The sequence below is a fragment of the Lysinibacillus sp. NPDC096382 genome, from assembly GCF_044762845.1.
Classification (GTDB): domain Bacteria; phylum Bacillota; class Bacilli; order Bacillales_A; family Planococcaceae; genus Lysinibacillus.
Genome location: NZ_JBIWFC010000014.1, coordinates 99,834 through 113,544, shown reverse-complemented (window position 1 = coordinate 113,544; position 13,711 = coordinate 99,834). Strand labels below are relative to the sequence as shown.

The following is a 13,711-nucleotide window of genomic DNA, read 5'->3' as shown; positions in this document are numbered from 1 at the left end:
TTGACAAGAACAATGACTCACAATATCACTATTATTTTTTAATGTCAAGCAGATAAAAAAATGCCATTATACAGTAACGTGCTAAATGACAAGAGGTTCCTTAATTATAGAGTTGCTTCTAATATGGCTTTTATTATTCTAAGTTAGTTATTGCTTAATTAAACTACTGTTATTTATTAATGTAAGTTTAGTAATGCAAGGGTGAAAATCAATGAATATTTCTTATAGAGAAATATTATGTCGGAAAGTTGCCATTATTACAGAAGAGATTGGGGTGTGTTCCTATTGAAGGGATATTCGTTCTAGTGGATGTTTCTAAAGTAGAGGATGTTCACAATTACGTACAGCAAGCTATAAACACGTATGGCCGTATCGATGTATTATTCAATAACGCTGGCATCATTCAAAAGTTTGCACCATTTACAACGGTTGAATTAGAAGAATACGATCGTTATATGGATATCAATGTAAAAGGTATTTTCCTAGGTATGAAATATGTCATTCCAGTAATGGAAAAACAGGGCAAAGGGGCAATTATAAATACTGCTTCATCTGCAGGTATTCGTCTAGAGCACAGTATTGCTGTATACTCCGCGAGTAAACATGCAGGTATTGGTTTAACGAAAGGTGCAGCAATCGAGTATGCAAATAAAGGTGTTCGTGTTAATGCTGTGTGTCCAGGTGGTATCGTTACACCATTATTCCATAGTGTTGGTGAAACGCTTGAAAAAACAGGATACGTACCAGAAGAAATGGCACGTGTACGCATGGGACGCCATGGTGAACCAGAAGAAGTAGCAGAAGTGGTCCTATTCTTAGCTTCAGATAAAGCAAGCTTCATGGCTGGTACTGTTGTCTCTGTTGATGGTAGTTTAACTGTATAATTTATTGCCTTTTTAAACAGTTACGCCTTTGGTCTTTTATAATGACCAAAGGCGATGGCTGTATTATCTTCATTTCAAGAGAAAACCCAACGTCAGTACAAATTTACGAAAGCGAAATTAGTTAGAGAAAAATTTTTTATTAAGAATTATCTGGATAATAAAATAAAATAGTGTTATCGTAAGAAATAGCTAAATAAAAATATCCTTCAGGGTAGGGTGAAATTCCCAATCGGCGGTGATGAAGAAATTCAAAGTCCGTGAGCGCAAGCTGATTTGGTGCAAATCCAAAACCGACAGTTATAGTCTGGATGGGAGAAGGGTAAAAGTGTGAGCTTTTTAAATTCGCTTGAGTTTATAAGGTTTGTTTGAGTATGCTTTTATGTTAACTACTTCCCATTTTATAGTCGGGAAGTAGTTTTTGTTTTATTTGGCTAAAAAATTGAATAGCAGTAGTTCTTCGGGGTAGGGTGAAATTCCCAATCGGCGGTGATGAAGAAATTCAAAGTCCGTGAGCGCAAGCTGATTTGGTGCAAATCCAAAACCGACAGTGACAGTCTGGATGGGAGAAGAACGATGAGATGACAGCCTATGGAAAAAAATTATATCCATGAGGTTTATTTGTTGACGTCTTATGTAGATAAACTCCCAAACCCCTTTTATTTAAGGGGTTTTTTGTTTGAACGGAAATTATTAAATGAATGAAAGTAGGTGAAAAAATGTTTACAGGAATTGTTGAGGATATTGGTACCGTAAAAACCATGCAAAGCGATCGTCAAAGTATGAAAATTACCGTTATTTCAAAGAAAATGGTAGAGGACGTAAAGCTCGGAGACAGTATAGCGGTCAATGGTGTTTGTTTAACAGTGATATATTTTAATGAACAAGAGCTAACGATGGATGTAATGCCTGAAACAGTGAGCGCAACAAATTTACAGCAGCTCGCAGTTGGAGATCCGGTAAATTTAGAGCGCGCTATGTCAGCTAATGGACGTTTCGGTGGTCATTTTGTATCCGGACATGTAGACGGGGTAGGGAAAATAGTGCGTAAGCGACCATTAGCAAATGCAGTCTATATTGATATTGAACTATCGAAGGGGTTAACGAGCTACTGTATGCCAAAGGGCTCCATCACAATTGACGGAACGAGTCTAACACTTTTTCATGTCGAGAAAAACGGTATCACAGTATCACTGATACCTCACACATACAAGGAAACTATTTTAGGTATGAAAAAAATTGGTGATCTCGTCAATATAGAAACCGATTTAGTTGGAAAATACATTTTGCATCAACTTAAGCGTGGACAGGAACCACCAACCATCTCAAGAGACTTCTTAGCAAAAAACGGATTTTGACTTCTTTCAGCAATTATTTTTGTAGCGACAGGTACAGAAGTCCAAACATCTGCTTTAAAGAAGTTAAAGATTCCTGACGCAATTATGCCGAGGCATAATGGATATAATACATTTTACGAACTGGAGGTGGCGATATTGCTACATTCAATTGATGAAGCAATAGAGGATTTAAAACAAGGGAAGATGATCATTGTAGTAGATGACGAGGACCGAGAAAACGAAGGGGACTTACTCGCACTTGCGGAATTTATGACCCCAGAAACAATTAACTTTATGGCGACTTATGGAAGAGGTCTTATTTGTACGCCGATTTCACAGGATCTTGCACAAAAATTAGCATTAAAGCCTATGGTTAGTATTAATACAGATAATCATCAAACGGCATTTACCGTTAGTATAGATCATGTAGATACAACGACTGGAATTAGTGCCTTTGAACGGGCAATGACTATACAAAAAATGCTAGAACCACAAGCGAAAGCTGCGGATTTTCGTAGACCCGGTCATGTATTCCCGTTAATTGCAAAGGAAAATGGTGTATTAGAGCGTAGAGGACATACAGAAGCTACAATTGATTTGGCCAAGCTATGTCATAGTATTCCTGCGGGCATTATTTGTGAAATTATGGGGGACAATGGCAAAATGCTACGCTTTAATGACCTTGTTAAATATGCAGCGCTACATCATTTAAAAATGATTTCCATAGAAGCATTGGCCACTTATCGTCGTCAACAAATAATGGAAGAAAATAAAATGTCTATATAAAAGGAGAAAAGAACAATGGGTAAAACATTTGAAGCACAATTAATTGGTACGGATTTAAAAATAGCAGTAGTAGTTGGTCGTTTCAACGAATTTATTACAAGCAAATTATTAGACGGTGCATTAGATGGTTTAAAGCGTCATGGTGTGGATGAGAATTCTATCGATGTAGCATGGGTTCCTGGTGCATTTGAAGTTCCATTCATTGCAAAACAGTTAGCCGAAACAAAGAAATATGATGCAATAATTGGATTAGGTACAGTAATCCGTGGCTCAACAACACATTATGATTATGTATGTAATGAATCAGCAAAAGGAATTGCTAATGTATCACTAACTACAAATGTACCTGTTATTTTTGGCATTGTTACTACAGAAAGTATTGAACAAGCGATTGAGCGCGCAGGGACTAAATCAGGAAATAAAGGCTATGATGCAGCAATGTCTGCTATTGAAATGGCAAATTTAAAGAAGATGATTGGATAAGTTTTTCTAATAATAGTATGAAAATTTCGTAGGTGAATTATTCTGAAAAAGCATTAGAACATTAAAGTTTTCTTGAATATTTTTTTAGACCATGGGGAAAATAGCCGTAAGTGTATTTGTGTTATTACTCATAAATGTACTAATTAGGAGCTGGCTCAGTAGGAGATGAGGGATATTTCTTCAATGCAACAAGAATTAAATTTGAAATCTTTGAAGTCACTATTTCAACGCTCTGCTGATGTAATATTCCAAGAATATTTATTTCAGCAACATAAAGTACATTTGATAAAATGTGAAGGGATGATGGATGAGCGGTTACTCCAGACTGTTATTGTACAACGAGTACAATCATTATTTACTGGAAAATCGGAGGAATTGTTAGAGGAACATATACAAAATAATTTACACATTCCCCATCTTCAAAGAATAACAAGTAAAGATGATGCGATGACTAGAGTCTATAAAGGGCATGTTTTACTATATTTTGAAAATCTGAATTTGTTGTATTCGAGTTATATCGCAAAAAAACCAAATCGGGAGCCTAAAGAAACAACTCTTGAATTAGTTGTCAGAGGTCCGAGAGATGATTTTATTGAGGATGTTTTTATTAATATTGCTTTAATACGAAAACGATTACCTACCAATTCATTAAATGTAGAAACATTTGAACTTGGTAAACGCTCCAAAACAACTGTAGCTGTACTTTATTTTGAAGATGTCGTCAATCAAAAGATGCTTGAGAAATTGAAATTACAGCTGCAGCAAATTGATACGGATATTGTATTTAGTGGGGATTTATTAATGGAAAGAATTGAACAAAGTACTAAAATTATACCAAGACATGATTATACTGGACGCCCTGATTATGCTGTGCAAGCTTTAAGTAGAGGGCGCATTATCATCATAGTTGATGGTGTATCATATGCCGTTATTACACCTACAAATTCAATGTTACTCTTTAAATCCGGTGAGGATAATGAGTATCCGATTATTATAAGTTCTATGGAGCGTATACTACGAATAATAGCTATTTTAATAAGTGTACTTTTACCAGGTTTTTGGCTTGCACTTACAACCTACCATCAAGAGCAATTGCCATTCATTCTATTGGCAACAGTTGTTGAGTCAAGAACGGGTCTCCCATTTCCAACAATTCTTGAAACATTAATGATGCTTTTTATGTTTGAATTATTTCGAGAAGCAAATATACATTTACCCAATGTTATTAGTGGTTCCATAAGTGTTGTTGGGGGGTTAATTATAGGAGATGCAGCCATTAAATCGGGTGTTACGAGCCCCTCCATGATTGTAGTTATCGCTACTTCCAGTATTGCAGCCTATACACTTATCAATCAGTCTATCGTAACAGCAATGAGTATTCTCAGGATTATCATCATTTTAGCATCTGCCTTTTTTGGGTTATTTGGATTCTTCATTTCGGTGTTCTTCATACTTCTTTATACTGCGAATATACGAGTATTAGGTGTTCCATTCTTAAATATGGGCGCAGATTTAGATTGGCAGGAGATAAAAAGATCTTTATTTCGCTTATCTCCAGCAGGTTATCGTACGCGACCTAAATTTTTAAATGTACAGGATAAGACAAAGACATCGAGTAGGAAAAAATAAATATTTAAAATGTAGAGATCGGGCTTTTATAGGCCTGATCTTTTTATGTCTTATTTCACTTGACCTTTTATTAGGTAAGGAGAGAAAAGTAATGAGATCTTATGAAGAATTAATCGTAGAAGTTATAAATCTAAGGGGCAAATTGGGCTTTCGGCAAGGTAAAGAACTACTGTCAACTTGTCATCCACTACAGTATGAATCTCTGAACAAATGGCAATACAACTACTACGATTTCATTCCCCTAGTCTTTTGCAAAAAATGGAAGGTGGATTAGCTCAAACGCCGAATTCAGTCATTGATATGTATAGTGGCTATAATATTACCTTTCCAGAAATGGGCTGTACATCTTTGGTATAAGACGGAAATTATATTAGAGACTATGATTTTAGACCAACATTATATGATGGAAGACTTGTATTTTCTCATCCAATAAATGGATATGCAAGTGTTGGATTTAGCCAACAAATTATCGGTAGACTTGATGGGATGAATGAGTGTGGGTTAGTTGTTGGTCTACATTTTGTCAACAATGAGTACCGTGGTGGGGGGCTTTATTGCTTCAACGATTGATCCGAATATTATTAGAACAATGTAAAAATATTGAAGAAGCACTTATTGTTACAATTCAAGCAACGAGTATGAAAGAGAAAAATAAGAAAAATATTCAGGGTCTGTCAATCTTAGGAGAGGACGCAGAACTGTTTACAATTTCTTTTAAAGATTATTTGGACGAAGCGCTATCGCTTCCTAAAAGGTTAAAAGGTTGGATTGATCTAAACAACAAAGATGGAATGGACTAAGTAAAATATAATAAAGGGGGCATGATAAAAGTTTGTTCTGCTTTTTAGTTTACTTTCTAGGGAAGGATTATTAAACTAATGGTTGCGACTAGAAGGGTGTTTCGCTCGAAAAATAAAAATTGTTTTAGAATTTTATCAGTTCCTGACAGACTTCTCCAACATCAATATGGGAAGGAGATAGCCCAAAAGTAAGTGGCGATAATTGGGTTGGGAATAGTCAAAACTTGCTTGGGATGATAAGATAGAACGAATATTGTTATTTAGAGAGGCGAAAAATCCGGAATCTTATGTATTTACAAAAAGTCGATTCCTGACGTCATTATGCAGAGGTATAATTGAACAACTATAAAAAAGAAGTTTACTTGATGTTAACTTCGGCTAACGATTTTTGTATTTGATGCGAAAGCCAAGCCCAACTAAATTAAGGCATTATTCATGTCTATAGATGAGGAAGTACCAGTTTGTATGAAAACACGAAAAATAAAACTAATTTTACTACTATCAACTATCTTATTAATATTGTTTACAAGTTTAAACATCTTTACATCCTACATAAAAATGAAAAAGACAGTTGAAGAGTCAATAGCTAACCAAAGTCTCGAAGCGGCTAGTTCTATTGCATCTTCAATTGATGTAGAAGCGTACAAACAATTTTTAGATAACCCTGTGAAAAACAATTATTATTGGCAATTAAGAAATTACTTAAATGATGCAAGAGTAAAAATAGGTGCCTTATTTGTTTATACATTAGAGATTGAGAATCCAAAGGTATCCAAAGCAATGATTATGGGTTTACCACCTGAATTTAAAGGCTTTGATATCGGAATGTACTGTACAGTACCCGAGATGCAAGTGCAAAGAGCTTATAAAGGAGAAACATTTGTAACAGAAGTAATTTCAGATCCTGTATACGGGTCTTACTTAACTGTTGGTGCACCGGTCAAAGATAAAGCAGGGAAGAATATTGCATACATAGGCATTGATATTAGTGCAGACACATTAAATGGCATCAAGGGAAAAGTGATCAAAGACAATCTTTTTATCTTTATTTTTAATGGTTTACTCATTTTAATCGTTATCTGCTCTGTTTTCTTCTTACAGAGATGGTATCAAAAAGAAGTAGCGGAGGAAGTTGGAGCGACAGAAGATACATATCAAGCAGAAATTAAAACTTTAATCACTTCCGTGTCCTCTTTAAGACATGATTTCACAAATCATATACAAGTGTTACATGGATTTCTGCAATTAGACAAACCTGATCAGGCCAAACAATATTTATCTTCACTATCCAAAGAGGTTCAGGCTATTAAGTCACTCAAATTAAATATTGATCATCCTGGCTTGGCGATATTATTACAAACGAAAAAACTAACTGCACAAAATCATAATATTGATATGGTTTTTTCAGTCTCACAGGATGCATTTAATAAAATTAAAACAACGGATTTAATCAAAATCTTGTCGAATTTAATAGATAATGCGATTGATGCGGCAAATGAATTACCGGAAGAGCAACGAAAAATTACAATTTGCTGTAAAGCTGATGATAAGCAATATGAATTTAAGGTTACAAATACCGGACCAAATATTGTAGAGGCAGGGCAAATATTCAAGCAAGGATTTTCCACTAAAAAGACAAAAAGTGGAAAAATAAGAGGGCAAGGCTTGTTTATTGTGAATGAAATTGTTAATAAGTACGACGGTCAAATTTCTATCGATTCATCAAAACATTTAGAGACAACAGCAATAATTACCATTCCAATAAAGTAAATTTCTAAACTTCATAAAATTTTTAAAATCAAGCGTTAAAGTAATGCAAATAAAGCCGTCGGATTGGACGGCTTTATTTGCAATTATTATACGCCCGCATTTCTAAGCAACGCTCTCTAAATAGTTTTTATATTCCTCACTCATCTTTGATAAAAATTCAGTAGTTGCTTTTATCGATTCTACTCCTTCTAGCCGTGTTCCTAACTCATCTGCCATCCGTTTTAAAAATATAAGCTTCAAACTTAGCATAATCCTCGAACTGCTCCAAGCTCTTTGTTGACTAAATTAGCTGCTCTACTGGTGAAGTAACTCGCGCTTTTTTAACTTTCATTTTTACATTTTTTAAGCGATTCATTTCATATATTATTAATAATCAAAATGGTACTCTATTAGGAGGAGATGAAATATTTGGATAAATCAATCCTTTCTTTATTGAAAAAGGGTGGATTCGTTTTGTATGCGAGGCATGGCCAAGCAACTGTCGGGGTAGATCAGACAAATTTAAATTTTCAAGATTGCTATACGCAAAGAAATTTGTCTGAAGTTGGGCGAAGGGAGGCAATTTACTTTGGACAAATGCTTCGCTATTATCAAATCCCGATCAGTTCACCGATTGTCGCAAGTCCTTTTTGTCGTACAATTGAAACGGCACAGCTCGCATTTCCATATGCCTATATCCAAATTGATCCAATCGGGTATGAAATTTATAAATTGGGTGGAAACATACCTATCGTTGAAAAAACAAATATATTATCAAATCTGCAATCGATGTTAGAAAGAAAGCCACCACAGGGTACGAATCAAGTGATCGTTGCCCACAGCTTTCCTGAAGGTGTTGGGTTAGGGAATATTTCTAATATGGGAATGGTTATTGTTAGGCCAAAAGGTCCTGGAAATGGGTATGAAATAATAAAAAAATTAACTTTAGAAGATTTACCACTTTTAGGTAGTGGCTCTAATTAAGCTAGGGATGGGAGAAAAGCATGGAAATAAAAACAGTTTCACAGTGCACTTTAGCGGAAGTTTTAAAAGCTTGGAATAAAGGCTTTGAGGGATATTTTGTTCAAATAGAAATGAATGAAGAGATGTTTTTAAATCGACTCGTTAAAGAAGGATTATCGCCAGAGCTTTCAATTGTCGCATTTGATCGAAATAATCCTGTAGGTATTGTATTAAATGGCTTTAGAGAAATGGATGGTAAGAAAATCGCTTGGAATGGTGGAACAGGTATCTCTCCCGACTATCGCGGTCAAGGTGTTTCTCGTGTTTTAATGGAAGAAACAAACGCCATCTATGAAAGAGAGAATGTGGAAGTTGCAACGCTTGAAGCTATAAAAGAGAATAAAGTAGCAATTGCGTTATATGAGAAGCATGGCTATACAATTACAAATAAATTGCTATTTTTAAGTGGCGAATATGAAGCAAAAGTAGAGGAACAAGCCGCAATTCATGTGGAAACTATTCGGCCAGAGCAGCTTCCTTATTTATTTTTTTATCAGGAAGATGTTCCTTGGCAATGTAGCTGGCAAAGTAATAAACAAGGTGAAGCTAAAGTTTTTTTCAACGAGAATAATGAAGCGATTGGTTATATGTTATATAAAATAGTATGGTATATGGATGGAGCAATCGATCACATAGTGCTTTATCAATTAGTGTTATTGGAAAAAGGCAAGGTAGAACATATACCGCACTTTATCGCAAGCATTACAAATCACAAAGTAAATTTAGCTACAGTTAACTTTTTAGCAAGCAATCCAGCGGCAAGCTATTTGATGGAAAATGGGCTAGAGGTAAAGACAGAACAAGTGCAAATGAAGAAGAAAATGGATTGATATAAGGTGAGTAGAGAAAATTACGGAAGGCTTGAAATATCAAAGTTTAGCTCTAAGTTGATGAATTTAAATTAAACTCGAATTGTTTCAAGTAGTTATAGCCTATGGTGAATATCACAGAATCGGAATGGAGTTCTTATATAAGGTGTTGCCAAAAATCATTGCGTCTATGCACTAACGGCTAACTGACCTACTTCACGCTGGCCTAAGCGCAAAGCCGATTCCGGACGCTTTGTTGATCTGTTGCGGACAGCTACAATTATGCCGAGGCAAAATTGATTAGGTTGTCAACATTTGAGATTTCCAGTATACTAATCCGATAAAGAAAGTAAATAAAGGATGAATTTAAATGACGTTTGAAGAGATATTACCACGCTTAAAAGCGGGAGAAAAAGTAATTCGTAAAGGATGGGGCGGTGCTGAATTATATGTAAAGCTTGTTGGACAAAGCGAACATGATGGCGAGGCTTTGAATCCTTATTTTTTAATTAATGTACGTGGTGAGGGCTATACAATGTTCACACCAACAGTCTGTGATTTATTAGCGGAAGATTGGGTAATTGTCAATTAATCGAAAGAGCCATCTCAAATGAGGTGGTTTCTTTGTTTTTTGAGGAGAGATATGTATGAAGTTTGAAGAATATCACGGTAAAACGGTATTTGTAACGGGGGCTGCTTCAGGTATTGGTCAAGCCCAAGCTATTGCATTTTTAGAAAATGGGGCGAGTGTATTCGGGTTTGATTTAGATGAGCAAGGGTTAGAAAGTCTACATCATCAATATCCTGAACAATTTGCCTATAAAGTAGGCAGTGTATGCAATAAGGACGATGTAGAGCAAGCATTTGAAGCGGCGCTTTCAATATTTAAACATGTAGATATTTTATTAAATACCGCAGGCGTATTAGATGGCTTTGCTAAAACGCTTGATACAGATGAGGCGCTTTGGGATAAAATTATGAATACCAATGTAAAAGGTACTTATTTTGTGACAAATACGATATTACCCCATATGGTTAAACGAAAATCAGGCACAATCGTTAATATGGCATCTATCGCTGGGCTTGTTGCTGGCGGTGGGGGCGCAGCGTATACAGCATCTAAACATGCAATTGTCGGCTATACGAAGCAGTTAGACTTAGATTATTGCCGTGAAGGAATTCGTGCCAATGCCATTGCACCTGGAGCCATTCAAACACCGATGAACAAAGCAGATTTTGAAGGTGATGGTACGATCGCAAAATGGGTCGCCGATGAAACGCCTGCTGGACGCTGGGCCCAACCAAGTGAAGTGGCGAGTTTAACACTTTATTTGGCTAGTCCATCAGCTGATTATATACACGGTGCAATTATACCGATTGATGGCGGTTGGCTTACTAAATAGTATTGTTCAATCGTAAATTGTTCTGCTATAATACGCAAGTAAGCAAAATTCAGCTTGCACTGCGGCACTTCAGATAGGGCGAAAAGCTCTCTTCCTTTGGCCGTAGTTATTACTAAAATAGCGGATATGCTATTTTACAAAGGAGAATAAAATTGCATACATCTATTGTAAAAGATTCCAGCCGTGCTTCTGTAACCGAACTTACAAAGACGGCACTTGTTGCAGCTTTATATGTGGCTGTAACAGTTTTATTGTCAGTCATTAGTTTTGGGGCAGTTCAACTACGTTTGTCGGAAATGTTTAACTACCTAGCCCTATATAACAAGCGCTATGTATTAGCCGTGACTCTAGGAGTAGTACTCGCAAATTTCATGTCACCAACGTGGGTATTAGATGTACCTATTGGTGGAATTGCGACATTTCTAGTTTTAATTCTTTGCCGCAGAGTAACGAAAAATATAACAAATGATATAATGAAAATGGTTATTACTGCATTGGTTTTTGCTGTATCAATGTTCACCGTTGCAGGACAATTAACAATTCTCAATGATTTTCCTTTTTGGGCGACCTGGTTTACTGTAGGAGTTGGGGAGTTGCTATCCATGACTGTTGGTGGTATGACTATTTATTTATTAAATAAAAAAATTGATTTGACGAAATAAATTGAAGAGTAATGCAAGTCATCATTAAAAGGTGACTTGCTTTTTTGATGTTAAGAGAGAAACTGGCTTTACGATCAGCCGGCGGAGCGCCTGAATATTTGGAGAAGCCTTAAATTGTACCACCCTTAATAAATCCTTTGCCGCATTCTTCTGCTGTAACAAATAATTCCGTCACAAGGAGAGAGCCATCCCCATCTGGCACAAAGCTTCATTTTGGAACGGAGGCGTTCCATAATGTCGGTTCTTTTATACAGGTGAATATTTGCAATTAAATAATTTTTAAACTTAATGATAATTAATATCTTCTTACACCAAACTAGTGGAAAGGCATAGGAAGGTGATGGAATGAAGCAACAGCAATATCGTGTAGGGGATATAGTTTTCGTTTTTTATCAATATCCATCTATTCAGCAAGTAGTAAACATACAGGAAGCTGCAGTAGTGAACAATCCAGATAATCCAAAGGAGCTAGCGCTATTTCTCTTTGAGACATATTACCCGCTAACAAATGATATGTTAATATTTACGAGTGAAATGGATGCTGAGCAAGCTTATCACCAATATTTTCATTGATGGAGGTAGAACAAGAGAAGCCACTTGTAGAAATTGATTTACCTTCCCTCAACGAGATGAAATAATTTTTCAAACACTTTATGAGAGAAAACAAATACTTGATTAATAAGTTTTCTCTCTAAAGCTTAATTAACTTTGGTATAGATGGTTCAATATATCTGCTATCTAACCGGAATCGGAAAGTAGCGCTTTGTGCAAGCGCAAAGCCGATTCCAAACGCAATTATGCTGAGGCATAATTGATTAGTGAGTAATATTGCATTGTCTCTGATTCTTTATAATCAATAATTAAAGCGCCTTTAACATTTATTGTATAGTAGACTGCCGTAACTGGGTAAAATTCATCCCCATTCGATACTTTAAGATAATAATCTGGTCCTGAAAAAATACCTATAATAACTTTAGGTCCTTTATAACTAAACCTGTTTCTTCTAAAACTTCTCTTTTTACGGTATCTTCAAAGCTTTCCCCTAATTCCATCAAAACCGCCTGGAAGCCCCCAACCATTTTTGTATTTGTTATTGTCCTTATATATAAATTGTCTAAAAAACAAAAAATCCTACTTTAATTTGTATAATCTCAATCTTGGTGGTAACGCTAACAAAGATAGTCATGAAGAAAGGGGGAATACATTATGGACTCATTTCAACCGAATTGTTGGTCGGAGCATGAAGAACTTAAGGTTGTTATGCTTTGTGCACCTTCAAAATTAGATGTACCAGATTTAACAATAGCAGAAAATGTAGGATGGGATGCTGCTGTTAATCATGTAAAAGCAATGGAGAATTTCATGGGATTTAAGACAACATTAGAAAATGCAGGTGTCCAGGTTATTGATTATTCGAAAGAGCTATCAACTGATGTAAAAACAGTAAGTGAGCAGCTTATTAATAGATACTTTGTTCGCGATCTAGCCTGTGTGATAGGGAATAGCATTTTCCATGGAGCGGCGGGTAGTTCGCTAAGGCGTCCGGAGTATCCACATGCACACTCATTATTAGAAAAGTGGTTTCCAGAAAAAAATTTAAAAGTTAAACAACCTTCTACTGCTTTAGAATGTGGAGACGTGCTCATTTTAAATAAGGATGCCGTACTTATTAATATTGGAATGAGAACAACGTTAGAGGCTGTGGAAAGTATCAAGGATCGTATTTTCCAAGAAGGATTTTCGGAAATTGCCATCATTGATTTGCCAAGACGCTCCGATACACTTCATTTAGATATGAGTTGCAATGTGACGAACGCTAATTTGCTAATAGCTAAAAACTTTATGCGTTATTTTCCTGTACACGTGTTCACAGCTCAAACAAATCGTTTTGAAATGACCGAGCAATTTTTAAATCACCATGGCTTTGATGTTTACTGGCTTGAAAAATATAAGACAATCCCTGATATCAATTTTATTAATCTTAATCCCGAAACACTGTTAATTAGTAAGCAAGCAACGAAGCAGCACTGGACGAAGCATCCACTATTACAAAAGAAAAATTTGATAGAAATTGATGTCACAGAGCTTGAAAAAGGCGGTGGTGGCATTCGTTGCATGACATTGCCATTGTTAAGAAAGTAGCCAAAAG

At 35.9% G+C, this 13,711-nt stretch carries 16 protein-coding genes, 1 pseudogene and 2 riboswitches; of the genes and pseudogenes, 15 read left to right on the top strand and 2 right to left on the bottom strand.

Translation table 11 applies throughout. The features are described from left to right. Positions 1–305 precede the first annotated feature (305 nt). The 8 genes and pseudogenes from ACIQZA_RS18210 to ACIQZA_RS18175 all read left to right on the top strand — a co-directional run bounded on the left by ACIQZA_RS18210 (position 306) and on the right by ACIQZA_RS18175 (position 7,686). The gene (locus ACIQZA_RS18210) at positions 306–884 is read left to right on the top strand and encodes an SDR family NAD(P)-dependent oxidoreductase (protein ID WP_400939440.1); all 579 of its coding nucleotides are present in this window, start codon (positions 306–308) and stop codon (positions 882–884) included. A 198-nt stretch (positions 885–1,082) separates the two neighbouring features. Beyond that, positions 1,083–1,208, top strand: a riboswitch (FMN riboswitch). A gap of 125 nt (positions 1,209–1,333) precedes the next feature. Next, positions 1,334–1,459: riboswitch (FMN riboswitch) on the top strand. Between the two features lie 141 nt (positions 1,460–1,600). Continuing rightward, the gene (ribE, locus tag ACIQZA_RS18205) at positions 1,601–2,239 is read left to right on the top strand and encodes a riboflavin synthase (RefSeq protein ID WP_400939438.1); all 639 of its coding nucleotides are present in this window, start codon (positions 1,601–1,603) and stop codon (positions 2,237–2,239) included. 135 nt (positions 2,240–2,374) lie between these two features. Beyond that, positions 2,375–2,968, top strand: a pseudogene (ribB, locus tag ACIQZA_RS18200) (3,4-dihydroxy-2-butanone-4-phosphate synthase); the annotation flags it as partial. A gap of 51 nt (positions 2,969–3,019) precedes the next feature. Next, on the top strand, positions 3,020–3,487 hold the full coding sequence (gene ribH / locus ACIQZA_RS18195) for a 6,7-dimethyl-8-ribityllumazine synthase (RefSeq protein WP_400939436.1): 468 nt from the start codon (positions 3,020–3,022) through the stop codon (positions 3,485–3,487). A gap of 183 nt (positions 3,488–3,670) precedes the next feature. Continuing rightward, a complete protein-coding gene (locus tag ACIQZA_RS18190; protein WP_400939434.1) occupies positions 3,671–5,116 on the top strand; it encodes a spore germination protein in 1,446 nt (481 codons plus the stop codon). Positions 5,117–5,485: 369 nt separating this feature from the next. Next, positions 5,486–5,686 (top strand): carcinine hydrolase/isopenicillin-N N-acyltransferase family protein, encoded by a 201-nt coding sequence (locus ACIQZA_RS18185; protein ID WP_400939488.1) that lies wholly within the window; start codon positions 5,486–5,488, stop codon positions 5,684–5,686. Beyond that, complete coding sequence (locus ACIQZA_RS18180) at positions 5,671–5,916, top strand: hypothetical protein (RefSeq protein ID WP_402883169.1); 246 nt, start codon at positions 5,671–5,673, stop codon at positions 5,914–5,916. The genes ACIQZA_RS18185 and ACIQZA_RS18180 overlap by 16 nt, the downstream gene beginning before the upstream one ends. 465 nt (positions 5,917–6,381) lie before the next feature. Then, complete coding sequence (locus ACIQZA_RS18175) at positions 6,382–7,686, top strand: ATP-binding protein (RefSeq protein ID WP_400939429.1); 1,305 nt, start codon at positions 6,382–6,384, stop codon at positions 7,684–7,686. Positions 7,687–7,788: 102 nt separating this feature from the next. Here the strand turns inward: ACIQZA_RS18175 and ACIQZA_RS18170 are convergent, their stop codons facing one another. Next, positions 7,789–7,926: a hypothetical protein gene (locus ACIQZA_RS18170; protein ID WP_400939426.1), complete on the bottom strand. Its 138-nt coding sequence runs from the start codon at positions 7,924–7,926 to the stop codon at positions 7,789–7,791. A 159-nt stretch (positions 7,927–8,085) separates the two neighbouring features. On the opposite strand from ACIQZA_RS18170, the gene ACIQZA_RS18165 reads away from it, so the two are divergent. The 6 genes from ACIQZA_RS18165 (at position 8,086) to ACIQZA_RS18140 (ending at position 12,135) form a co-directional block, all read left to right on the top strand. Beyond that, entirely contained in the window at positions 8,086–8,649 is a 564-nt protein-coding gene (locus ACIQZA_RS18165; RefSeq protein ID WP_400939424.1) for a histidine phosphatase family protein, read from the top strand. A gap of 20 nt (positions 8,650–8,669) precedes the next feature. Further along, the gene (locus ACIQZA_RS18160) at positions 8,670–9,518 is read left to right on the top strand and encodes a GNAT family N-acetyltransferase (protein WP_400939422.1); all 849 of its coding nucleotides are present in this window, start codon (positions 8,670–8,672) and stop codon (positions 9,516–9,518) included. 349 nt (positions 9,519–9,867) lie between these two features. Beyond that, a complete protein-coding gene (locus ACIQZA_RS18155) occupies positions 9,868–10,089 on the top strand; it encodes a DUF2829 domain-containing protein (RefSeq protein ID WP_142508321.1) in 222 nt (73 codons plus the stop codon). Between the two features lie 55 nt (positions 10,090–10,144). Continuing rightward, complete coding sequence (locus ACIQZA_RS18150; protein ID WP_400939419.1) at positions 10,145–10,900, top strand: 3-oxoacyl-ACP reductase; 756 nt, start codon at positions 10,145–10,147, stop codon at positions 10,898–10,900. A gap of 152 nt (positions 10,901–11,052) precedes the next feature. Further along, positions 11,053–11,562: a QueT transporter family protein gene (locus tag ACIQZA_RS18145; RefSeq protein WP_400939416.1), complete on the top strand. Its 510-nt coding sequence runs from the start codon at positions 11,053–11,055 to the stop codon at positions 11,560–11,562. Between the two features lie 345 nt (positions 11,563–11,907). Continuing rightward, on the top strand, positions 11,908–12,135 hold the full coding sequence (locus ACIQZA_RS18140) for a transcriptional regulator SplA domain-containing protein (protein ID WP_400939414.1): 228 nt from the start codon (positions 11,908–11,910) through the stop codon (positions 12,133–12,135). Positions 12,136–12,524: 389 nt separating this feature from the next. Here the strand turns inward: ACIQZA_RS18140 and ACIQZA_RS18135 are convergent, their stop codons facing one another. Then, positions 12,525–12,614: an NUDIX domain-containing protein gene (locus ACIQZA_RS18135; RefSeq protein ID WP_400939411.1), complete on the bottom strand. Its 90-nt coding sequence runs from the start codon at positions 12,612–12,614 to the stop codon at positions 12,525–12,527. Positions 12,615–12,768: 154 nt separating this feature from the next. On the opposite strand from ACIQZA_RS18135, the gene ACIQZA_RS18130 reads away from it, so the two are divergent. After that, positions 12,769–13,704, top strand: a complete 936-nt coding sequence (locus ACIQZA_RS18130) for an arginine deiminase family protein (RefSeq protein ID WP_400939409.1) — start codon at positions 12,769–12,771, stop codon at positions 13,702–13,704. Positions 13,705–13,711 lie beyond the last annotated feature (7 nt).